The sequence below is a fragment of the Erwinia sp. 2186 genome (assembly GCF_057812255.1).
Map to the genome: position 1 here is coordinate 3,681,851 of NZ_CM173824.1, position 23,120 is coordinate 3,704,970.

Annotated in this window: 20 protein-coding genes; 13 read left to right on the plus strand and 7 right to left on the minus strand. The window is 53.1% G+C overall.

Translation table 11 applies throughout. The annotated features are described in order from the left end of the window. Positions 1–106: 106 nt before the first annotated feature. The 5 genes from lon to bolA all read right to left on the minus strand — a co-directional run bounded on the left by lon (position 107) and on the right by bolA (position 6,949). Positions 107–2,461, minus strand: a complete 2,355-nt coding sequence (gene lon / locus ACXKZG_RS17230) for an endopeptidase La (RefSeq protein ID WP_013201041.1) — start codon at positions 2,459–2,461, stop codon at positions 107–109. A gap of 191 nt (positions 2,462–2,652) precedes the next feature. Next, complete coding sequence (gene clpX, locus ACXKZG_RS17235; protein WP_013201040.1) at positions 2,653–3,927, minus strand: ATP-dependent protease ATP-binding subunit ClpX; 1,275 nt, start codon at positions 3,925–3,927, stop codon at positions 2,653–2,655. 119 nt (positions 3,928–4,046) lie between these two features. Continuing rightward, positions 4,047–4,670 carry an ATP-dependent Clp endopeptidase proteolytic subunit ClpP gene (clpP, locus tag ACXKZG_RS17240; protein ID WP_041691925.1) on the minus strand — a complete coding sequence of 208 codons (624 nt, stop codon included), beginning with the start codon at positions 4,668–4,670 and terminating at the stop codon, positions 4,047–4,049. Between the two features lie 337 nt (positions 4,671–5,007). Next, entirely contained in the window at positions 5,008–6,312 is a 1,305-nt protein-coding gene (gene tig / locus ACXKZG_RS17245; RefSeq protein ID WP_013201038.1) for a trigger factor, read from the minus strand. A gap of 322 nt (positions 6,313–6,634) precedes the next feature. Then, the gene (bolA, locus tag ACXKZG_RS17250; protein ID WP_013201037.1) at positions 6,635–6,949 is read right to left on the minus strand and encodes a transcriptional regulator BolA; all 315 of its coding nucleotides are present in this window, start codon (positions 6,947–6,949) and stop codon (positions 6,635–6,637) included. Positions 6,950–7,243: 294 nt separating this feature from the next. On the opposite strand from bolA, the gene ACXKZG_RS17255 reads away from it, so the two are divergent. The 8 genes from ACXKZG_RS17255 to ACXKZG_RS17290 all read left to right on the plus strand — a co-directional run bounded on the left by ACXKZG_RS17255 (position 7,244) and on the right by ACXKZG_RS17290 (position 16,124). Further along, positions 7,244–7,822 carry a lipoprotein gene (locus ACXKZG_RS17255; protein ID WP_013201036.1) on the plus strand — a complete coding sequence of 193 codons (579 nt, stop codon included), beginning with the start codon at positions 7,244–7,246 and terminating at the stop codon, positions 7,820–7,822. Between the two features lie 48 nt (positions 7,823–7,870). After that, positions 7,871–9,346: a muropeptide MFS transporter AmpG gene (gene ampG, locus ACXKZG_RS17260; protein WP_488875190.1), complete on the plus strand. Its 1,476-nt coding sequence runs from the start codon at positions 7,871–7,873 to the stop codon at positions 9,344–9,346. A 525-nt stretch (positions 9,347–9,871) separates the two neighbouring features. Continuing rightward, positions 9,872–10,798 carry a cytochrome o ubiquinol oxidase subunit II gene (cyoA, locus tag ACXKZG_RS17265; RefSeq protein ID WP_013201034.1) on the plus strand — a complete coding sequence of 309 codons (927 nt, stop codon included), beginning with the start codon at positions 9,872–9,874 and terminating at the stop codon, positions 10,796–10,798. Between the two features lie 4 nt (positions 10,799–10,802). After that, positions 10,803–12,794 (plus strand): cytochrome o ubiquinol oxidase subunit I, encoded by a 1,992-nt coding sequence (gene cyoB, locus ACXKZG_RS17270; protein WP_053141830.1) that lies wholly within the window; start codon positions 10,803–10,805, stop codon positions 12,792–12,794. After that, entirely contained in the window at positions 12,784–13,398 is a 615-nt protein-coding gene (locus ACXKZG_RS17275; RefSeq protein ID WP_013201032.1) for a cytochrome o ubiquinol oxidase subunit III, read from the plus strand. Before cyoB ends, ACXKZG_RS17275 begins: the two co-directional genes overlap by 11 nt. Beyond that, positions 13,398–13,727, plus strand: coding sequence for a cytochrome o ubiquinol oxidase subunit IV (locus tag ACXKZG_RS17280; protein ID WP_013201031.1), 330 nt, complete (start codon positions 13,398–13,400; stop codon positions 13,725–13,727). Before ACXKZG_RS17275 ends, ACXKZG_RS17280 begins: the two co-directional genes overlap by 1 nt. Positions 13,728–13,741: 14 nt before the next feature. Continuing rightward, on the plus strand, positions 13,742–14,629 hold the full coding sequence (gene cyoE, locus ACXKZG_RS17285; protein WP_013201030.1) for a heme o synthase: 888 nt from the start codon (positions 13,742–13,744) through the stop codon (positions 14,627–14,629). A gap of 127 nt (positions 14,630–14,756) precedes the next feature. Continuing rightward, positions 14,757–16,124: an MFS transporter gene (locus tag ACXKZG_RS17290; RefSeq protein ID WP_488875191.1), complete on the plus strand. Its 1,368-nt coding sequence runs from the start codon at positions 14,757–14,759 to the stop codon at positions 16,122–16,124. Positions 16,125–16,179: 55 nt separating this feature from the next. On the opposite strand, the gene ACXKZG_RS17295 is transcribed toward ACXKZG_RS17290, so the two are convergent. Continuing rightward, a complete protein-coding gene (locus ACXKZG_RS17295; RefSeq protein WP_013201028.1) occupies positions 16,180–16,671 on the minus strand; it encodes a YajQ family cyclic di-GMP-binding protein in 492 nt (163 codons plus the stop codon). A 162-nt stretch (positions 16,672–16,833) separates the two neighbouring features. Here ACXKZG_RS17295 and panE point away from each other — a divergent pair, with 162 nt between their 5' ends. Beyond that, a complete protein-coding gene (panE, locus tag ACXKZG_RS17300; protein ID WP_488875192.1) occupies positions 16,834–17,754 on the plus strand; it encodes a 2-dehydropantoate 2-reductase in 921 nt (306 codons plus the stop codon). Then, positions 17,708–18,313 (plus strand): protein deglycase YajL, encoded by a 606-nt coding sequence (gene yajL, locus ACXKZG_RS17305; protein WP_053141824.1) that lies wholly within the window; start codon positions 17,708–17,710, stop codon positions 18,311–18,313. Before panE ends, yajL begins: the two co-directional genes overlap by 47 nt. Before the next feature lie 95 nt (positions 18,314–18,408). Here the strand turns inward: yajL and thiI are convergent, their stop codons facing one another. Continuing rightward, positions 18,409–19,857 carry a tRNA uracil 4-sulfurtransferase ThiI gene (thiI, locus tag ACXKZG_RS17310; protein ID WP_265909901.1) on the minus strand — a complete coding sequence of 483 codons (1,449 nt, stop codon included), beginning with the start codon at positions 19,855–19,857 and terminating at the stop codon, positions 18,409–18,411. Between the two features lie 230 nt (positions 19,858–20,087). Here thiI and xseB point away from each other — a divergent pair, with 230 nt between their 5' ends. The 3 genes from xseB to dxs are packed head-to-tail and all read left to right on the plus strand — an operon-like array spanning position 20,088 to position 23,114. Then, positions 20,088–20,330 carry an exodeoxyribonuclease VII small subunit gene (gene xseB, locus ACXKZG_RS17315; protein WP_013201024.1) on the plus strand — a complete coding sequence of 81 codons (243 nt, stop codon included), beginning with the start codon at positions 20,088–20,090 and terminating at the stop codon, positions 20,328–20,330. After that, on the plus strand, positions 20,330–21,229 hold the full coding sequence (gene ispA, locus ACXKZG_RS17320; protein ID WP_013201023.1) for a (2E,6E)-farnesyl diphosphate synthase: 900 nt from the start codon (positions 20,330–20,332) through the stop codon (positions 21,227–21,229). The genes xseB and ispA overlap by 1 nt, the downstream gene beginning before the upstream one ends. A 19-nt stretch (positions 21,230–21,248) precedes the next feature. Continuing rightward, complete coding sequence (dxs, locus tag ACXKZG_RS17325; RefSeq protein WP_206402033.1) at positions 21,249–23,114, plus strand: 1-deoxy-D-xylulose-5-phosphate synthase; 1,866 nt, start codon at positions 21,249–21,251, stop codon at positions 23,112–23,114. The last annotated feature ends 6 nt before the right edge of the window (positions 23,115–23,120 follow it).

The following is a 23,120-nucleotide window of genomic DNA, read 5'->3' on the forward strand; positions in this document are numbered from 1 at the left end:
AGCCGTCATTGGCCTAGCAGCTCTCTAAATTAGCGGCACAAAAAAAAGCTGGCAAGTCCCAATTTGCTTGCCAGCCCGGCTTTTGGCCTGTTTTTGCCTTAAATCACTATTTTGCGGTCGCAACCTGCATGCCATAAGGGGCATTGACCAGCGCAAGTGTCAGGACTTCTTCGATGCGCTTCACCGGATGGATGTCCAGATCGGCGATAACGTTGTCCGGGATCTCTTCCAGATCGCGCTTGTTTTCATCCGGGATCAACACCGTTTTGATACCACCACGGTGTGCAGCCAGCAGTTTCTCTTTCAGTCCACCAATTGGCAGAACCTGACCACGCAGAGTGATCTCACCGGTCATCGCCACATTGGCACGCACCGGGTTACCGGTCAGACAGGACACCAGCGCGGTACACATTGCAATACCCGCACTTGGACCATCTTTCGGCGTCGCGCCTTCCGGGACGTGAACGTGAATATCACGCTTCTCGTAGAAGTCACCGTTGATACCCAGCTTCTCAGCGCGGGCACGCACCACGGTCAACGCCGCCTGGATAGATTCCTGCATCACTTCGCCCAGTGAACCGGTATAGGTCAGTTTACCTTTACCCGGTACGCAAGCCGTTTCGATGGTGAGCAGATCGCCACCCACTTCCGTCCACGCCAGACCGGTTACCTGACCGACGCGGTTTTCGTTGTCCGCACGACCGTAGTCATAACGTTGAACGCCGAGGTAGTCTTTCAGGTTGTCAGCATTGATCAGAATATGCTTGATGGTTTTGTCCATCAGCAAGGTCTTCACCGCTTTACGGCACAGTTTGGACAGCTCGCGCTCAAGGCTACGCACACCCGCTTCACGCGTGTAGTAACGAATGATGCTGACGATGGCGCTGTCATCGACGGTGATTTCACTGTCTTTCAGGGCGTTACGCTCGATCTGCTTGGACAGCAAATGCTGCTTAGCAATGTTGAGCTTCTCGTCTTCGGTGTATCCCGACAGACGAATAACTTCCATACGGTCCAGCAGCGGCGCAGGAATGTTCATCGAGTTGGACGTTGCCACGAACATCACGTCGGAGAGATCGTAATCCACTTCCAGGTAATGGTCGTTAAAGGCAATGTTCTGTTCCGGATCCAGCACTTCAAGCAGCGCTGAAGCCGGGTCGCCGCGCATGTCCGACGACATTTTGTCGATTTCATCCAGCAGGAACAGCGGGTTTTTAACGCCCACTTTAGCCATTTTCTGGATTAATTTGCCCGGCATAGAACCGATATAGGTACGACGGTGACCGCGAATTTCCGCTTCATCACGCACGCCACCCAGCGCCATACGGACATACTTACGGCCCGTCGCCTTGGCGATAGACTGGCCCAGTGAGGTTTTACCCACGCCCGGAGGCCCAACCAGACAGAGGATGGGTCCTTTAATTTTGCTGACGCGGCTCTGTACTGCCAAATATTCCAGGATGCGATCTTTCACGCGTTCCAGACCGAAGTGGTCGGTATCCAGCGTTTCCTGCGCCTTCACCAGGTCTTTTTTGACCTTGCTACGGGCATTCCACGGCACCTGCACCATCCAGTCGATATAACCGCGTACCACGGTCGCTTCCGCTGACATCGGAGACATCATTTTCAGCTTCTGCAGTTCGGCTTCGGTTTTATCACGCGCTTCTTTCGGCATTTTTGCCGCGTCGATTTTGCGTTTCAGCGCTTCATTTTCGTCAGGCGCATCGTCCATTTCGCCCAGTTCTTTCTGAATAGCCTTCATCTGCTCGTTCAGATAGTACTCGCGCTGGCTTTTTTCCATCTGCTTTTTGACGCGATTGCGGATACGTTTTTCCACCTGGAGCAGATCGATTTCTGACTCCATCATCGCCATCAGATACTCCAGACGCTCATTGACGTCTGACATCTCAAGCACGGACTGTTTGTCGGCCAGTTTCAACGGCATATGTGCCGCAACGGTATCAGCCAGACGTGCAGCATCTTCAATGCTGTTCAACGAGGTCAGCACTTCAGGAGGGATTTTTTTATTCAGTTTGATATAGCCTTCAAACTGATTAATTGCGGTGCGCACCAGCACTTCCTGCTCGCGCTCATCGATTTCAGGGGACGCCAGGTATTCAGCCTGTGCGGTGAAATGGTCACCATTATCCGCAAGCGTTGTGATATGCGCACGCTGCAGGCCTTCTACCAGCACTTTAACCGTACCGTCTGGCAGCTTGAGCATTTGCAGAATAGAGGCGACGGTCCCTACAGAAAAGAGATCGTTAATGCCAGGTTCATCCGTTGAAGCTTCTTTCTGGGCGACCAGCATGATTTTTTTATCATGATCCATGGCGGCTTCAAGGCAGCGAATCGATTTCTCACGACCGACAAACAACGGAATTACCATGTGCGGATAAACCACTACGTCACGCAACGGCAACACAGGGATTTCAATGCGTTCAGAACGCTCAGGATTCATAGAGCTCTCTCTTAGTTTAATTTCCGCCAGGGTGATGGGAACCGCAACAGACCACTAAAGTGCAGTTTTACCCACAGGTAGTTGAGTATATGGGGATGAATGTAAGACATTCAATGTTATCCGCGAGAGAAAAGCAAAAGGGGGAATAAATTCCCCCTTTTTATGATAACTGACTGGAAAGATGTGGTTATTTATTCACCAGAAGCTTGTTGAGCTTCCTGTTTTCCGTAGATCAGCATTGGCTCAGACTGGCCATCGATCACTGAATCGTCAATCACCACTTTTTCAACATCGTCCATTGAAGGGAGGTCATACATGGTATTCAGCAGCGCGCCTTCCACAATGGAACGCAGGCCACGGGCACCGGTTTTGCGTGACATGGCTTTTTTGGCGATCGCCGTCAGCGCTTCTTCACGGAATTCCAGGTCCACACCTTCAAGATTGAACAACGCCTGATACTGCTTGGTCAGGGCGTTTTTCGGCTCACGCAGGATCTGAATCAGCGCTTCTTCACTCAGCTCGCTCAGGGTTGCCACGACTGGCAGACGACCGATGAACTCTGGGATCAGACCGAATTTGATCAAATCTTCTGGCTCGACCTGCTCCAGCAGCTGACCTTCAGTGGCTTTCTCTGCCGTGCCCTTCACGGTGGCACCAAAGCCAATCCCCGTACCGGTGTCTACGCGCTGAGAAATCACCTTGTCCAGCCCGGCGAACGCACCGCCACAGATAAACAGGATCTTGGAGGTATCAACCTGCAGGAACTCTTGCTGTGGATGCTTACGTCCGCCCTGAGGTGGCACCGCCGCCACAGTGCCTTCAATCAGCTTCAACAGCGCCTGCTGAACACCTTCGCCCGAAACATCACGGGTAATGGAAGGGTTGTCAGATTTACGGGAAATCTTATCGATTTCATCGATGTAAACAATGCCGCGCTGTGCTTTCTGCACGTCATAGTCACATTTCTGCAGCAGTTTCTGAATGATGTTTTCGACGTCTTCACCAACATAACCGGCTTCGGTCAGCGTGGTGGCATCCGCCATTGTGAACGGCACATCCAGCAGGCGAGCCAGGGTTTCCGCCAGCAGCGTTTTACCGCTACCGGTAGGCCCGATCAGCAAAATGTTACTTTTGCCAAGCTCAATGCCATTACTGGTGTCACCGTTGCGCAGGCGTTTGTAGTGGTTATAGACCGCTACGGCCAGCACTTTTTTCGCCCGTTCCTGGCCGATAACGTAATCGTCGAGGTGATGGCGGATTTCATGCGGCGTCGGCAGTGCGCTACGTTCACGATGCGGCGCAACTTCTTTAATCTCTTCGCGAATGATGTCATTGCATAGATCGACACACTCATCGCAGACATACACTGACGGGCCGGCAATCAGCTTGCGCACTTCATGCTGGCTTTTGCCGCAGAAAGAGCAGTACAGCAGCTTTCCTGAACCGTCTTTGCGCTTCTCAGTCATCAGTTAACCTCTTCTGTTATCTTCGTCCGCACTGTGTTGCGGCGATGATGCCGCCTTGCGGCACCCTCATTCGTTGCTCTAGCCCATCCATAACTATAGACGACAGATGGGCATCAGGCTTACGTGCGATGCGTCAGAACGGAATCTACCAACCCATACTCTACAGCTTCGCTCGCTGACAGGAAACGGTCACGTTCCGTGTCTCTCTCGATTTCTTCAAGAGTTTTGCCCGTATGTTCTGCCATCAGCTCGTTCATACGCGCTTTCACTTTCAGAATTTCGCGCGCGTGGATTTCAATGTCAGTTGCCTGACCCTGATATCCGCCCAGCGGCTGGTGGATCATCACGCGAGAGTTAGGCAGCGCATAACGCTTGCCTTTGGTCCCTGCGGTCAGCAGGAACGCGCCCATTGAACAGGCCTGGCCCATACAAATGGTGCTGACGTCTGGCTTGATGAACTTCATGGTGTCGTAGATCGACATCCCTGCAGTGATCACACCGCCAGGAGAGTTGATATAAAGGTGGATGTCTTTTTCCGGGTTCTCAGCTTCCAGAAACAGCATCTGAGCGACGATCAGGTTCGCCATATGATCTTCAACCTGTCCGGTCAGGAAAATAATACGTTCCTTGAGCAGGCGGGAAAAGATGTCGTAAGAACGCTCTCCGCGAGAGGTTTGTTCGACCACCATCGGCACTAAAGCCATATGAGGTGCAGTTTGTTCACGTTCGCCACTGTATGACATTACCGTCTCCTGGATAAATTTCATTTGGCAACACTCCGTACCGATTCTACTTGAGAGCGATCCGGAACACTATGTTTCCATTACATTCCCCACACTGACCGGGGACAATCAAGACAGGACTCAGTACGCCATAATAGTCTATTTGGGGATGTTGCCCCGCTGATTCAAGCATAACAACGTTTTTATCAACTGCTAACCAGGAAAAACAGCTTAGTTGATATTTTGCCGGTTTAATGAGCGAATAAGCGCACTAAGGCACGTCCGGGCAACGGATAAAAGCAAAAAGCCCGCAGTCATCATAACTGCGGGCTTTTATTTAGCTTACAGAATCAGTGGATCAGGCTGGTTGCGCCTGGTTCATCAGTTCCTGGAAGTTAGTGGCCTTCTCGGTCACTTTGGCTTTCTCCAGCACAGCTTCCACTGCCTGTTCTTCCAACGCAACGTTACGCATGTTGTTCATCAGCTCGTTATTCTTGCTGTAGAACTCAACCACTTCTGATGGATCTTCGTAAGCAGAAGCCATCTCTTCGATCAGCTCTTTCACACGGTCTTCATCAGCTTTCAGCTCGTGGGTACGAATCACTTCGCCCAGCAGCAAGCCAACAACTACGCGGCGTTTAGCCTGCTCTTCAAACAGTTCACGAGGCAGCTCGAAAGCTTGCTTCTCGTTACCGCCAAAGCGCTGTGCAGCCTGGCGACGCAGCACGTCGATTTCGCCATCGATCAGTGCAACTGGCACGTCGATGTCGTTCGCGCTGACCAGACCGTCGATAGCCTGAGTCTTCACACGGTTACGCACGGCGCCTTTCAGCTCGCGCTCCATGTTTTTACGCACTTCAGCACGCAGACCGTCTACTGAACCATCTTCAACGCCGAAACGTTTGATGAACTCGGCGGTGAATTCTGGCAGCTCACGCTCTTCCACTTTCTTCAGGACGATTTCAAACTTCGCTGCTTTCCCTTTCAGGTTTTCAGCGTGGTAATCTTCCGGGAAGTTTACGTCGATAGTGAAGGTTTCGCCCGCTTTGTGGCCAACAACGCCTTCTTCGAAGCCTGGGATCATGCGACCCTGGCCCATTGCCAGTACGAAGTCAGACGCTTTGCCGCCTTCGAACTCTTCGCCGTCTACTGAACCGCTGAAGTCTACAGTGGCACGGTCTTCAGCTTCTGCTGCGCGGTCAGTTTCTTTCCAGGTGGCCTGCTGCTTGCGCAGGGTGTCCAGCATGGTGTCAACGTCAGCGTCAGTCACTTCAACAACCGGTTTTTCAACTTCGATTGCGTCCAGACCTTTCAGCTCAACTTCCGGGTACACTTCAAACTCAACGGCGAAAGTGAAGTCTTCACCTTCTTTGTATTCGCCTGGCACGTATTTAGGTGCGCCAGCCGGATTGATCTTCTCTTTGATGATGGCGTCAACGAAGTTGCGCTGCATCAGTTCGCCCAGAACGTCCTGGCGAACAGAGGCACCGTAGCGCTGTGCTACGACAGTCATCGGCACTTTCCCTTTGCGGAAACCGTCGATACGTACCTTTTTAGATACGCTGACCAGCTCACTTTTCACCGCGTTTTCGATCACATCTTTAGCAACGGTAATCGTAACGCGACGGCCCAGGCCCTGAGTTGTTTCTACTGAAGCTTGCATCTTATTACCTCAAAAAATCACGTGCTCGGTCAACTTCAGACCCTCTCTGCTCCGCAAGAAACAGAGTGAGACTAAGAACCGGGATGGCCTCTGGTGTCAGAATCGTAGTCGCTGTACCAAAAGGGTCCCGAAGATATTCCGGAAAAAAATAGACGCAGCATTATAGCGACAACGTTTAAGCGAGTCGAGGCTGCTCAACCCTGACATTTCGCTAACTTCGTTGCTTTTCTCTCATAAATGGCAGAAAACGGGGGTGCGCTGGGGATTTAACGTCAGAAATGACAAAGCGGCCCGCAGGCCGCCTTGGTTGAAAAGTGCACTATCAGGCAAGCGTTCCCGCTCCGCGACAGTTGGGTGAGGATGGAACGGTGTCCTGTAACCCCTCCCACTCCTTAACAGTATAGGTATGTAGAGCCAGCGCGTGAACGCTTCCAGCCAGTTCTGCTGCCAGCGCACTATAAATAGTACGGTGACGCATTAAAAAGCGCTGGTTGATAAAATGGTCGCTCACAATAACCACTTTAAAATGACTCTCTGCACCCGCTGGGACGTTATGACGATAGCTTTCGTCATGAACTTCCAGATGAACAGGCGCTAACGCCGTTCTTAACTTTTCTTCTATTTCTTCGCGGATCATACCTGGACTCCTCTAAGACGGTGGCCCCATCTCTTTAAATATTAGCTGGTTTTTTACCAAACCCTGATGGGTTCGCGAAAAATATCCGCCGTTTAATGCCCGCTACTGTGCATTTTCATCTTTGCTGCTGCAACCACTCCGTTATTAAACGGTCGAAGTTCCCGTGCCTGGCGTCAGCCTTAAAAGTGCAAGGCGATGAATTTACGCGCTATCGGGGCTTCCCCTTGTTACAGGCAATGCTATGATGACCTCAGTTTTGTCAGCACTACAACCTTCGTCATTGAGAAAATAAGCATGTTAAAAAAATTATTATTCCCTCTGCTGGCCGTGTTAATTCTGGCTGGCTGTGCAAGCAACAGCAACACACTCACCGTTTCGCCAAAAATTCAGCTGCCTCAGCAGGATCCCAGCCTGACCGGCATCACTGTTAGCATCAACGGCGCCGATCAGCGTAGCGATCAGGCACTGGCGAAAGTTAACCGCGACGGACAGCTGGTTACCCTGACCCCTTCACGCGATCTGCGCTTCCTGCTACAGGAAACGCTGGAGAAGCAGATGGGTGCTCGTGGTTACATGATCGGTCCTAATGGCGCCGTTGACCTGCAGATCATCGTGAATAACCTGTATGCCGACGTTACCGAAGGTAATGTGCGCTACAGCATCACCACGAAAGCCGATATTTCGATTGTTGCCACCGCGAAAAACGGCAACAAGCAAGTGAAGAACTACCGCCAGACCTACAGTGTTGAAGGCGCCTTCTCAGCCACCAACGCTAAAATCACTAACGCGGTTAACTCCACGCTGAGCGACGTGATTTCTGATATGGCTCAGGACACCAGCATCCACGAGTTTATCAAGCAAAACGCCCGTTAATTGGCCAGTGCCCGTCGGGATCCCGGCGGGCTTTGTTTTAAGGTTCGTATGCCCAGCCATTACCTCCAGATTTTTACCCAACGAAATGCCGCCCTTCTTCTGCTCCTTGGCTTTGCCTCCGGTCTGCCGCTCGCGCTGACATCGGGAACGCTGCAAGCCTGGATGGCCGTCGAAAACGTCGATATCAAAACGATAGGCTTCTTCTCTCTGGTCGGGCAGGCCTACGTGTTCAAATTCCTCTGGTCTCCGTTGATGGACCGCTACACGCCGCCGTTTTTAGGCCGTCGTCGTGGCTGGTTACTGGTGACGCAGATCCTGTTAATTGTCGGGATTGCCCTGATGGGATTTATGGATCCCTCACGCAATCTGACCCTGCTGGCGGCTCTCGCGGTGTTGGTTGCCTTCTGTTCCGCCTCGCAGGATATTGTCTTTGATGCCTGGAAGACCGATGTGCTGCCCGCCGAAGAACGCGGTAGCGGTGCGGCGATCAGCGTCCTTGGTTATCGTCTGGCGATGTTGGTGTCAGGCGGGCTGGCGCTATGGCTTGCAGACCGATATCTCGGATGGCAGGCGATCTGGTGGCTGATGGCGGCGATGATGGTGCCTGGAGTAATCGCCACGCTGTTAGCGAAAGAGCCCAGCGATCCGGTTGCCCGCCCTCACAGCCTTGAAGAGGCGGTCATTGCCCCGCTGCGCGACTTCTTCAACCGCAACAATGCCTGGCTGACCCTCTCTCTTATTGTCCTTTATAAGCTGGGTGATGCGTTTGCTGCCAGCCTGACCACCATTTTCCTGATCCGTGGCGTTGGCTTTGATGCCGGCGACGTGGGGCTGGTGAATAAAACGCTCGGGTTGATCGCCACGATAATTGGCGCGCTTTACGGCGGCGTACTGATGCAGCGCCTGAGCCTGTTCCGGGCGCTGATGCTGTTTGGCATCCTGCAGGCGGTATCAAACCTGGCGTACTGGATTCTGGCCGTCACCGACAAACATCTTTACAGCATGGCAGCGGCCGTGTTTGTCGAGAACCTGTGTGGCGGTATGGGCACCGCCGCATTTGTGGCGCTGCTGATGACGCTGTGCAATAAGTCTTTCTCCGCCACGCAATTTGCCCTGCTCTCCGCGTTGTCCGCCGTAGGCCGGGTGTATGTTGGCCCGGTGGCAGGATGGTTTGTTGAGAGCTGGGGCTGGCCGACGTTTTATGCCTTCTCTGTGGTGGCGGCCCTGCCCGGTTTGCTATTGCTGGCGGGATGCCGAACCACGCTGGAACATGCGCAAACCCATCAGACATTTTTACCGCGAACCCGCTTCGCTTCCGGATATAAATGGGCATTACGCGCCTTGAAGTTGGGTTCAGCGTTGGTAGTGGCAGGACTGATTTTGCTGGCATTACGCGCAACAAACCTGCTGGATGCGGGCTCAATCATTAGCGTTCTGTTTGAATCAGGGGCCATTCTGGCGCTGTTGGGCATCGTCACCGGCAGTTTGTTAGACTTCGTCGCTCAGCGCCCGGCAACACAGTAAAAGTAAAGTTATGTAGGCTCTGGCAAAAAAATAACGCCTCGGCCCGGCACAAACATTTAACAATACCGCCCTTTTTAGCGGGCGAAAAAACGGCGGCACCGTTCGAAAAGCCGCCTTTTTTTAACAATTAGTGCATTGTCACATTTTCCCGCCTTCCGTTATTTCCTAAAAGGTTTTCACCTTTACATTTCTCTGCCACAGACTATTAAAACCCGGTGCGTTATTATTATTGTATAAACTAAATCACACAAATGATGCGGGTATGTTAAATAATTGAGTGCCAATTTCGCTGTTTATAGCAGAGACCTGTTAAAAAACGCGGTTATCATTGGTTTTTGTTATATTAGAGGCAAACCCTTGCTGGCATTCATATTTTGTCACCTTCGGCAACATCTGTGACTGTGTTTGCAAAAGGTGTCAACACGGCGCTGACACAAGATGTTGCTGGTTTACAGTACTGAAACGTTCCCGTAAAATGCCGCCACACTTAAACGACAATAGAGCCCTTGTCATTGAGGTCGTTAAATGAGACTCAGGAAATACAATAAAAGTTTGGGGATTTTGTCATTAATTGCAGGCACTTTATTGTTAAGTGGCTGTGATAGTGCATTGTTGAATCCCAAAGGACAGGTTGCACTGGAGCAACGTTCGCTGATACTGACAGCCTTCGGCTTGATGATGATCGTCGTTATTCCCGCAGTCTTGATGGCAGTGGTGTTCGCCTGGAAATATCGGGCATCCAATACCAATGCAAAATACAGCCCTAACTGGTCACACTCTAATAAAGTGGAAGCCGTGGTGTGGACTGTTCCCATTTTGATCATTATCTTCCTTGCGATCCTGACGTGGAAATCTACCCACGCGCTTGATCCAAGCAAGCCTTTGGTTTCCGATGTGAAGCCGATTGAGATTGATGTGGTTGCATTGGACTGGAAATGGCTGTTCATTTACCCGGAACAGGGTATTGCAACAGTTAACCAAATCGCATTCCCTGCGAATACGCCGGTCAGCTTCAAGATCACGTCTAACTCCGTTATGAACTCCTTCTTTATTCCTACCCTCGGTAGCCAGATTTACGCTATGGCGGGCATGCAGACTAAACTGCATCTGATTGCGAATGAACCAGGCACGTTTGACGGTATCTCCTCCAACTTCAGTGGTCGCGGCTTCTCTGGTATGAAGTTCAAAGCGATTGCCACTCCTGATAATGCGTCATTCGATCAGTGGGTAGCAAAAGTGAAAGACTCATCCAATACGCTGACAACCATGGATGACTTCGAGAAACTGGCAGCGCCAAGCGAAAACCATCCGGTTGAGTTCTTCTCTACCGCAAATCCTGAATTGTTCAAGCAAGTGATTGGCAAATTCAAGATGAGCCACGGGAAAATGGACATGTCAGGACACGAAGGCATGGACATGAACGAAGCCCCTAAAGCGGGAGCCGAGGAATAATACGATGTTGGGAAAATTAACCCTTGATGCAGTACCGTATCACGAACCGATTATCGTGATTACGGTCGCCGCCATCATTCTTGGTGGTCTGGCAGTCGCTGGAGCAATCACTTATTTCGGTAAGTGGCAATACCTGTGGTCTGAGTGGCTGACGTCTGTCGACCATAAAAAACTCGGTATCATGTATATCATCGTGGCCTTCGTCATGCTGCTGCGCGGTTTTGCCGATGCGGTGATGATGCGTAGCCAGCAGGTACTGGCTTCGGCCGGCGAGGCAGGATTCTTACCGCCTCATCACTACGACCAGATCTTCACCGCTCACGGCGTGATCATGATCTTCTTCGTAGCGATGCCATTTGTTATCGGTCTGATGAACATTGCTGTTCCTCTGCAGATCGGTGCGCGCGATGTGGCCTTCCCGTTCCTGAACAACCTGAGCTTCTGGTTCACGGCTGTCGGTGTGGTGCTGGTTAACCTGTCACTGGGTGTGGGCGAATTTGCTCAGACCGGCTGGCTGGCTTATCCACCGCTTTCCGGCGCTGAGTACAGTCCGGGGGTCGGGGTTGACTACTGGATATGGAGTCTTCAGCTGTCGGGGATCGGTACGACATTAACAGGTATTAACTTCTTCGTTACTATCCTGAAAATGCGTGCACCTGGCATGACCATGTTCAAGATGCCTGTCTTCACCTGGGCGTCGCTGTGTACTAACGTTCTGATTATCGCTTCCTTCCCGGTTCTGACCGTGACGCTGGCGTTGCTGACCCTGGATCGTTATCTGGGCTTCCATTTCTTCACCAATGAAATGGGCGGCAACATGATGATGTACGTAAACCTGATTTGGGTTTGGGGACATCCGGAAGTGTATATCCTGGTTCTGCCGGTCTTCGGTGTGTTCTCCGAAGTGGTAGCAACCTTCTCTAAAAAGCGCCTGTTTGGTTACACCTCACTGGTTTGGGCAACGATTGTAATTACCATCCTGTCCTTCATCGTGTGGCTGCACCACTTCTTCACCATGGGCGCGGGCGCGAACGTTAACGCCTTCTTCGGTATTATGACGATGATTATCGCCATTCCTACCGGCGTTAAAATCTTCAACTGGCTGTTCACCATGTACCAGGGCCGCATTCAGATGCACTCTGCGATGTTGTGGACCGTAGGCTTCCTGGTCACCTTCTCTGTCGGTGGTATGACCGGTGTTCTGCTGGCGTTGCCAGGTGCTGACTTTGTGCTGCACAACAGTCTGTTCCTGATTGCTCACTTCCATAACGTAATTATCGGTGGTGTGGTATTCGGTTGCTTCGCAGGTGTGACTTACTGGTTCCCTAAAGCGTTCGGCTTCTGCCTGAACGAAAAATGGGGCATCCGCGCCTTCTGGTTCTGGATCATTGGTTTCTTCGTTGCCTTTATGCCGCTGTACGCACTGGGCTTCATGGGGATGACCCGTCGTCTGAGCCAGGATATCGATCCACAGTTCCACCCACTGCTGGTTGTAGCAGCGTTTGGTGCTGCGCTGATCGCCTGTGGTGTGTTGTGCCAAATCACTCAGTTCTGGGTCTCGGTACGTGACCGTGAGCAGCTGCGTGATGTGACCGGCGATCCATGGGGCGGCCGTACGCTGGAGTGGGCAACCTCTTCACCACCACCGTTCTACAACTTTGCTGAAGTGCCTGTTATCCACGAGCGCGATGCGTTCTGGGAAATGAAGGAAAAAGGCGAAGCGTACAAACAGCCTGCGCACTACGAAGAGATCCACATGCCGAAGAACAGCGGCGCTGGTGTGGTGATCGGTGCATTCAGCCTGGTGTTTGGTTTCGCAGCTATCTGGCACATCTGGTGGCTGGTAGGTCTGTCGTTCCTCGGTATGATCTTAACCTGGATCATCAAGAGCTTTGACGAAGACGTTGATTATTACGTTCCCGTTGCCGAGATCGAAAAAATCGAGAATCAGCACTTTGACGAAATTAGCAAAGCAGGTCTGAAAAATGTCGACTGAAACTCTGACTAAGCACCACGACGCCCATGCGGAGCATGGGCATCACGATGCAGGAGCCAATAAAGTCTTTGGCTTCTGGATCTACCTGATGAGCGACTGCATCATCTTTGCCACCCTGTTTGCAACCTTCGGTGTGATGGTTAACAGCACCGCGGGTGGCCCGGCTGGTAAAGATATTTTCGAACTGCCGTTCGTTCTCGGTGAAACCGCCCTGCTTCTGTTGAGCTCCATTACCTATGGTTTTGCAGTTATCAGCATGAACAAAGGCAGCAAAGGCTCAGTGATCAGCTGGCTGATGCTGACTTTCCTGTTCGGTGCCGGTTTCATCGCGATGGAAATCTATGAATTCCATCACCTGATTATGGAAGGGTTTGGTCCGCAGCGCAGTGGCTTCCTGTCAGCGTTCTTCACGCTGGTTGGGACGCACGGTCTGCACGTAACCTCTGGCCTGATCTGGATGGCGGTACTGATGTACCAAGTCTCCAAACGTGGTCTGACGCCGACTAACCGTACCCGTATCCTGTGTCTGAGCCTGTTCTGGCACTTCCTGGATGTGGTATGGATTTGTGTATTCACCATTGTCTACCTGATGGGAGCCATGTAATGAGTCATTCTACGAACGAACATGGTGCCTCACACGGTAGCGTGAAGTCTTATATGATCGGCTTTATCCTGTCGATCATTCTGACGGCAATCCCTTTCTGGATGGTGATGGACGGCGGCGCTTCAAAAGCGACCATCCTGGGTGTGGTGATTGTGTGTGCGATTGTCCAGGTGCTGGTGCATCTGGTCTACTTCCTGCACTTAAACACTTCCTCTGAAGAAAGATGGAACCTGGTGGCAATTGTGTTCTCTGCAATTATCATCTTGATAGTAGTTGTTGGCTCGCTGTGGATCATGTGGAACCTCAACTACAACATGATGGCCAACTAACCGAGTTACCCGTGATGATTAAGCAATACCTGCAAGTAACGAAACCAGGAATTATTTTCGGAAATTTAATTTCTGTGATTGGGGGGTTCCTGCTGGCCTCGAAAGGCAGCATCGACTATCCCCTGTTTCTCTCCACCTTAGTCGGCGTTTCGCTGGTGGTCGCATCAGGTTGTGTTTATAACAACTTTATCGACCGTGACATCGACGTAAAAATGGAGAGGACCAGAAATCGAGTGCTGGTTAAAGGCCTCATTTCTCCGACAGTCTCTCTGGTTTATGCAACCGTTCTGGGTATTGCTGGATTCGCGTTGTTGTATTTCGGAGCAAACCCGCTGGCCATGTGGCTGGCGGTGATGGGCTTTGTGGTTTATGTCGGCGTTTACAGCCTGTACATGAAGCGCAATTCTGTGTACGGCACGTTGATTGGTAGTCTTTCTGGCGCTGCGCCGCCGGTAATTGGCTACTGTGCCGTCACCAGCCATTTCGATGCGGGTGCCTTGATCCTGCTGGCTATCTTTAGCCTGTGGCAGATGCCGCATTCTTATGCGATTGCGATCTTCCGCTTTAAAGATTACCAGGCAGCGAATATCCCTGTTCTGCCGGTGGTAAAAGGCATCTCCGTGGCAAAAAACCATATTACGATGTACATCATCGCCTTTATGGTTGCCACCCTGATGTTGACGCTGGGCGGTTATGCCGGCTACAAATATCTGGTGGTTGCTGCGGCAGTCAGCGTGTGGTGGTTGGGGATGGCGCTTTCAGGTTACAAAACGCAGAACGATCGCGTTTGGGCCCGTAAGCTGTTTGTCTTCTCTATCGTCGCCATTACCGCACTGAGCGTTATGATGTCGGTCGATTTCATGGCTCCGGCCTCGAAAGACCTGCTGACGATGGTCAGGTAACACAGACCTCATCATAAAGGGCGCGATTATCGCGCCCTTTCTTTTTGTTACCACTTCGCGACAAGTATTATTTTACCCACCCTCCCCCGCCGCCTAAAATACGTCGACCAGATAAACTGAGGTAGTAATGAACGATAATAAAATGACTCCAGTCGAGTTGCGTGCGACATGGGGTTTGGGGACGGTATTTTCCCTGCGTATGTTGGGAATGTTTATGGTATTGCCCGTCCTGACCACTTACGGCATGGCATTGCAGGGAGCAAGTGAAGCACTGATTGGACTCGCCATTGGCATCTACGGTTTAGCGCAAGCCGTTTTCCAAATCCCCTTCGGATTATTGTCGGACCGTATTGGCCGCAAACCGTTAATCGTCGGTGGACTCCTGATTTTCGTTCTCGGCAGCGTCATTGCCGCGAGCACCACTTCCATCTGGGGCGTGATCCTGGGCCGTGCGTTGCAGGGTTCCGGTGCGATTGCCGCCGCGGTGATGGCGTTGCTTTCCGATTTAACCCGTGAACAGAACCGTACCAAAGCGATGGCCTTTATTGGTATCAGCTTCGGCGTGACCTTTGCCATTGCGATGGTGCTGGGCCCGATCATTACCCATGCTCTTGGCCTGCATGCGCTGTTCTGGATGATCGCCTGTCTGGCGACCTTAGGCATTGTGATCACCCTGTGGGTGGTGCCGTCGACGCCGAACCATATTCTGAATCGCGAATCGGGCATGGTGAAAGGCACCTTCAAAGCCGTGCTGACCAATCCGCGCCTGGTGAAGCTGAACTTTGGCATCCTGTGCCTGCATATTCTGCTGATGTCGAGCTTCGTCGCCCTACCGGGTGAGTTTGAGCGCGCAGGTTTCCCTGCGGAGCAGCACTGGAAAGTCTATCTGGTCACCATGCTGGTCGCCTTCTGCGGCGTGATCCCGTTTATCATTTACGCGGAAGTGAAGCGTCGCATGAAGCGGGTATTTGTCAGCTGTGTTGCTCTGATGCTGATTGCAGAGATCGTGCTGTGGGGTGCGGGAAGTAATTTCTGGACGCTGGTGGTCGGTGTGCAGCTGTTCTTTATTGGCTTTAACCTGATGGAAGCCATTTTACCGTCGCTGATCAGTAAAGAGTCACCGCCGGGTTATAAAGGCACCGCAATGGGCCTCTATTCCACCAGCCAGTTTTTAGGCGTGGCCATTGGCGGCAGCATGGGCGGTTGGGTATTCGGTCATTTTGATGCGCAATCGGTGTTCGTGGTCGGCAGCCTGGTGGCGGCGATCTGGCTGCTGGTGAGCTGTACAATGAAGGAACCGCCGTATGTCAGCAGCTTACGCATCATGTTGGATGGCAGTACATTAGACAAGAGCGTGCTGGAGCAGCGTCTTAAAGCGCAACCGGGCGTGGCCGCGGTGTTTATCGTGCCGGAAGAGAGAAGTGCTTACGTGAAGATCGACAGCAAGGTGACCAACCGCGCAGAGATCGAAAAGCTGGTCGCCGAAGCGGCCTGATCGATGCAGATAACCAGCCAGCGCGGCCCTGAAAAGCCCCGCTGTCTGGGATCGCTTAGTCGCGGAAGTTTTTAAACTGGAAAGGCTGTCCCAAATCACCACCACGCACCAGCGCCATTGCGCCCTGCAGGTCATCACGAGATTTCCCCGTCACGCGTAATTCTTCACCCTGAATCTGCGTCTGCACTTTGATTTTGCTGTCTTTGATCAGCTTAACCAGCTTTTTCGCCACATCCGCAGGAATGCCTTTTTTCATTTTGGCTTCCACGCTCCAGGTTTTACCGCTGTGCTCAATTTCTTCCGGGATCTCCAGCGCCGCGCCTTCAATGCCACGCTTCAGCAGCCTTTCGCGCAGAATATCAATCAGCTGTTTAACCTGAAAGTCAGACTCGCTTAACACCTTGATAGACTCGTTTTTCTCAATCAGCTCATAGCTGGCGGTCACGTTACGAAAATCGAAACGGCTTGAGATTTCGCGGTTGGCATTTTCCACCGCATTTCGGACTTCCTGCATGTCAATTTCTGAAACGATATCGAAAGATGGCATGATGTATTCTCCTGATCCTAAAGTGACATGCATAATACCGACTTAGCGCCGTTAAAAAAACCATCGGCGTTGAAAGCTATAATAAGGATAACAAACCTGCGCGGCGCCGTGATGGGCTGACAGCAAGGTGGTACTAACGCAACCCGCACGCGGGGAGGACGTATGAAGATTACCGTACTGGGATGCGGTGCATTAGGGCAAATCTGGTTAGCTGCCCTCGACGCTCAGGGACATGATGTACAGGGCTGGCTGCGGGTGCCGCAGCCCTACTGCTCGGTCAACGTCATCGATCTGAATGGCACGACGATCAATAAGACATGCATAGCCAACGATCCAAAGTTCCTCGCGGAAAGCGACCTGCTGCTCGTCACCCTCAAAGCCTGGCAGGTTTCCGAGGCGGTGAAGAATTTGCAGTTTATCCTGCGCGATGACTGCCCGATCCTGCTGCTGCATAACGGCATGGGGACGCTGGATGAACTGAAAGCCCTGCATCAACCGCTACTGCGAGGTATCACCACGCATGCGGCGAAACGCGACGGTACGGTGATCGTCCACGTGGCGGCCGGTATCACCCACATCGGCCCAACCTCTGCCGATGCAGCGGCACTCAGCGATCTGGCAGAGGTGTTGCAGCAGGCGCTGCCGGATGTCGCCTGGCACAATAATGTGGCCTCCGCCGCATGGCAGAAACTCGCCGTTAACTGCGTGATTAACCCGCTAACCGTGCAGTACGACTGCACCAATGGCGAACTGCTTCATCATCTGGATGAAGTCTCGGCGCTGTGCAATGAAGTGGCGATGGTGATGGAACGCGAAGGCCAGCATACCTCGCGTGAAGGGCTGCTCGACTATGTGCTGGACGTGATCAACTCCACCGCCGCCAATACCTCTTCCATGCTGCAGGACATCCGCGCCGAGCGCCGCACTGAAATAGATTACATTACCGGCTACGTCATCCGACGAGCGCGGGCACAAGGCCTGGCAACGCCTGAAAATAGCCGACTTTATGAATTGATTAAGCGAAAGGAACAAGATTATGAGCGAGAACGCATCGGTGCTGGTTTGCCTGGCACCTGGCAGTGAAGAAACGGAAGCAGTCACCACTATCGACCTGCTGGTGCGCGCCGGGCTGAACGTGACCACTGCCAGCGTGACGGATGACGGCAGCAGAGAAATCCGCTGCTCGCGCGGCGTCAGGCTGATTGCCGATGCGCCGCTGGTGGAGGTGGCAGATAATGATTTTGCCGCCATCGTGCTGCCCGGCGGCCTGAAAGGCGCTGAAGCCTTCCGCGACAGCCCGCTACTGGTTGAAACGGTGCGCCAGTTCCATCTCTCAGGCCGTATTGTTGCCGCGATTTGTGCCGCCGCCGGCACGGTGCTGATCCCCCATAACCTGTTCCCGGTCGGCAACATGACCGGTTTTCCGGGCCTGAAAGAGACCATTCCGGATGAGAAGTGGATGGATAAACGGGTGGTGTGGGATCCGCGCGTCAATCTCCTGACCAGCCAGGCACCGGGCACCTCTATCGACTTCGCGCTGAAGTTAATCGACCTGATTTTGGGCCGGGATAAAGCCCATGAAGTGGCGAAACAGCTGGTGGTCGCTGCCGGAATTTATGATTACCGCGAGTGGATTGAATAGAATCGACGCTCAGAAATAGCCTGAGGTGCCAGCAGGCGGGGAAAGTGCCTGCTGGCAAGAGTGGAGCTGACGGGATAAGTCAGCTCCACGGCCCACTACGGACGATAGACCTTCACATTTTTGAAGCCCTGCTCGTGCAGGTAAAGTGCCTGCAGACGGCTCATTACGCCGCGATCGCAGTAAAGCAGCCAGGTTTTGCTCTGGTCCAGATTGCCGAACTGGGTGCTGAGCTTATAAAACGGCAGGCCTTTCACTTCCACCCCTTCCAGCTCCAGCGGACGATCGTCCTGCTCATCGGCAGAACGGATATCCAGCACCATATCTTCCGGGCCGAATGACACCACCGTTTCGACTTCAACGACTTCCTGCTCGGTATCTTCCGCAATACGCCGGATATCGACGTTGGTGGCTTCTGCGACCATCCGATCGAGAATAGCAAAATCGAAGTTCTGCTCTTCCGCTTCGATCTTCGCCTTGACCGCTTTGACGGTTGGGCTTTTGGAAATCACACCGCAGTATTCCGGCATGGTACGGGCAAAATCTTCCGTACCGATATGACGCGCCAGATTAATGATGTGCTCTTTATCATGGGAAATCAGCGGGCGCAGGATCAGCGTGTCGCTGGCGTTATCGATTAAGCGCAGGTTGGTCAGCGTCTGGCTGGACACCTGGCCAAGCGCTTCACCGGTTACCAGCGCCTGCACGTCATAACGCTCGGCGATTTGAGATGCGGCACGCACCATCATGCGCTTCAGCACTACGCCCATCTGACCGTCTTCCACTTTCTCGAGGATCTCACCGACCACCGGCTCGAAGTTGATCGCCACAAAACGCACCTTGTGCGAGCGACCAAAACGGTTCCACAGATAATGCGCCACCTGACGAACGCCGATTTCATGCGCTGCGCCGCCAAGGTTGAAGAAGCAGTAATGCACGCGGCAACCGCGACGCATCAGCATATAGCTGGATACGCCGGAGTCGAAGCCGCCGGAAATCAGCGACAGCACATCTTCCTGAGTGCCGATCGGGAAGCCACCAATGCCTTCATGACGGCCGGTCACTAACAGCATACGATCGTCTTCAATTTCCAGATTCACCGTCACCTGCGGGTGATTCAGCTTCACCTGGGCGCTGGCCACGTGCTGATTGAGCCCGCCGCCAACGTAACGCTCCACATCCTGCGAGCTGAAATCATGCTTGCCCCGGCGCTTCACGCGGACAGCAAAGGTTTTCCCTTCAATACGATCGCGGTTCAGCTCCAGCGTCTGCTCAAAGATGTCGTGCATATCGGTATAAGCACGATCTTCCACATCGAGGATATGGTGAATGCCGGGGATGCGCTGCAGCCCTTCAACCAGTACGGAACGCTTGGTATCGTCCTTTGAACGCACTTCGATATGGTCCCAGTGACGGACCACGGCCAGCGTTTCATCGCTGTCCTTCAGCACGTTACGGATATTCGTCGTCAGGATTTTAATAAAACGCAGGCGAACGGTCTGACTTTTGATGGTGATTTCGGGGAATAACTTAATGATAAACTTCATGGCGGCATGGGTTCGTTAAGCAATTAAGTGCTGAAATGGGACGCACTTAGCTGGTAAAATGAGGGTATTGCAAAGCAGCTTGTAGCCCTTTACATTCAATACTCGAGTGTATCACACCTGTCCGCTCACTGCTTCTTCATCCGTTAGCAGCATCATTATTTTGCTAATCATTTCGAGTCGGCTACCATGGGCGGCTTCACGCTAAAAAAACGACTGAGCAGAACGCCACTATGCCTAAAAAAGCCGAACAGCCAGCCAGCTTCGAAACCTCTCTTCAGCAGCTGGAGCAGATTGTATCCCGTCTTGAAAGCGGTGACCTGCCGCTGGAAGAAGCGCTGAATGAATTTGAACGCGGCGTGCAGCTCGCACGTGCGGGCCAGCAAAAACTGCAGGCCGCTGAACAGCGCGTGCAGATTCTGTTGAGCGACGATAAAGACGCTGACCTGCAGCCCTTCACGCCGGAAAATGAGTAATGGATTTTAGCGATTTACTGACCGCGCACCACACGCGTGTGAATCAGGCTTTACAGCGTTTTATCGCGCCACTGCCGTTTCAGAATTCCCCGCTGGTTAATGCCATGGAATATGGGGCATTATTGGGGGGTAAACGCTTACGTCCTTTTCTGGTGTATGCCACCGGAGAAATGCTCGGCGCGGACGATGCCGCGCTGGATGCGCCCGCGGCAGCCGTTGAATGCATTCATGCCTATTCATTGATCCACGACGATCTGCCGGCGATGGATGATGACAGCTTGCGCCGTGGCCAACCAACCTGCCACATTAAGTTTGGCGAGGATACGGCGATCCTGGCCGGCGATGCTCTGCAAACGCTGGCCTTTTCAATTCTGGCCGATACACCGATGCCAGGCGTGAGCGCAGAATACCGCGTGGCGATGCTTTCAGAACTGGCTCAGGCCAGTGGCGTGGCAGGGATGTGCGGCGGACAGGCGCTGGATCTGGCTGCCGAAGGCCAGCAGGTTGATCTGGCCGCACTGGAGCAAATTCACCGCCATAAAACCGGGGCGTTAATTCGCTCCGCCGTTCGTCTGGGCGCTTTAGCCGCCGGAGAACGTGGGCGCGCTGCCCTGCCCGCACTCGATCGTTATGCCAATGCGATTGGTCTGGCGTTCCAGGTGCAGGACGACATTTTAGATGTGGTGGGTGATACCGCCATTATCGGCAAACGGCAGGGAGCCGATCAGCATTTAGGCAAAAGTACCTACCCGGCCCTGATGGGACTCGACGGCGCACGGGCCAAAGCGTGGGACCTCTATCAGGAGTCACTCAGCGCATTAGAAACACTTGCCGCGCACTCTTTTACTACAACGTCATTACAAGCGCTGGCAAGTTACATAATTGAACGCAATAAATAACTTCCACAATGAGTCTCTGATGAGTTTTGATACTGCAAAATATCCGACGCTGGCGTTGGCCAGCACGGTACAAGAATTACGATCGCTCCCCAAAGAGAGCCTGCCAAGACTTTGTGATGAGCTACGTCAGTATTTACTCGACAGCGTAAGCCGCTCCAGCGGCCACTTTGCCTCTGGTCTTGGCGTGGTGGAACTGACCGTCGCGCTGCATTACGTTTACAACACGCCTTTTGATCATCTGGTGTGGGATGTCGGCCATCAGGCCTACCCGCATAAAATCCTCACCGGACGACGCGATCGTATTGGCACCATTCGCCAGAAAAATGGCCTGCACCCGTTCCCGTGGCGCGATGAAAGCGAGTTTGATGTGCTGAACGTTGGGCACTCCTCGACGTCGATCAGCGCCGGTTTGGGTATGGCTGTCGCCGCAGAAAAAGAAGGCAAAAACCGCCGCACGGCGTGCGTGATTGGCGATGGTGCGCTGACGGCGGGGATGGCGTTTGAAGCCATGAACCATGCGGGCGATATCAAAACCGATATGCTGGTGGTGCTGAATGACAACGAAATGTCGATTTCAGAGAACGTCGGCGCGCTGAACAATCGTCTGGCGCAAATCCTGTCCGGCAAAACCTATTCACGCCTGCGTGAAGGGGGCAAAAAAGTGCTGGGCAGCCTGCCGCCAATCAAAGAGTTGGTGAAGCGTACGGAAGAGCACCTGAAAGGGATGGTCGTGCCGGGCACCCTGTTTGAAGAGCTGGGCTTTAACTACATCGGCCCGGTCGACGGTCACGACGTGCTGGCACTGGTGCAAACGCTGAAGAATATGCGCGAGCTGAAAGGCCCGCAGTTCCTGCATATCATGACCAAAAAGGGCAAAGGCTACGCCCCGGCAGAAAAGGATCCGATCTCCTGGCATGCGGTGCCTAAGTTCGATCCTGCCAGCGGCCTGCTGCCAAAAGCGGCTGAAGGGCTGCCAAGCTACTCGAAAGTCTTCGGGCAGTGGCTGAGCGAAACCGCCGCCGATGACAGCAAGCTGATGGCGGTCACGCCAGCCATGCGTGAAGGGTCTGGCATGGTCAGCTTCTCACGCGATTATCCTGGCCAGTATTTCGATGTGGCCATCGCTGAGCAGCACGCGGTGACCTTTGCTGCCGGTCTGGCGATCGGGGGGTATAAGCCGGTGGTGGCGATTTACTCCACCTTCCTGCAACGCGCCTACGATCAGCTGATCCATGACGTGGCGATCCAGAAGCTGCCGGTGCTGTTCGCCATCGACCGTGGCGGTATTGTCGGTGCTGACGGACAGACCCATCAGGGCGCATTTGATATCTCGTTCCTGCGCTGCATCCCGAATATGGTGATCATGACGCCAAGCGATGAAAACGAATGCCGTCAGATGCTGTACACCGGCTACCACTATTCGCAGGGGCCAAGCGCGGTACGTTATCCACGCGGCACCGGAACCGGCGCAGAACTGAAGCCGCTTGCCTCGCTGCAACTGGGTAAAGGCCTGGTCAAACGCGAAGGCGAGAAGCTGGCGATCCTCAACTTCGGCACCCTGCTGCCAGAAGCGGCAGCGGTTGCTGAAAAGCTGAATGCCACGCTGGTCGATATGCGTTTTGTGAAACCGCTGGATGACGCGCTGATTATTGAGCTGGCTGCCAGCCATGAAGCGCTGATTACGCTGGAGGAAGGCGCAATTAAAGGTGGCGCAGGCAGCGGTGTGATTGAACTGCTGATGGCCAGGCGCCTGCTGGTCCCGGTTCTGACCATCGGGCTGCCTGATGTGTTTATACCGCAGGGCACCCAGGATGAGATCCGCCATGACTATCTGCTTGATGCAGAAGGCATTGAGCAGCAAATCACCGACTGGCTCGCGCAGTAATTCCGC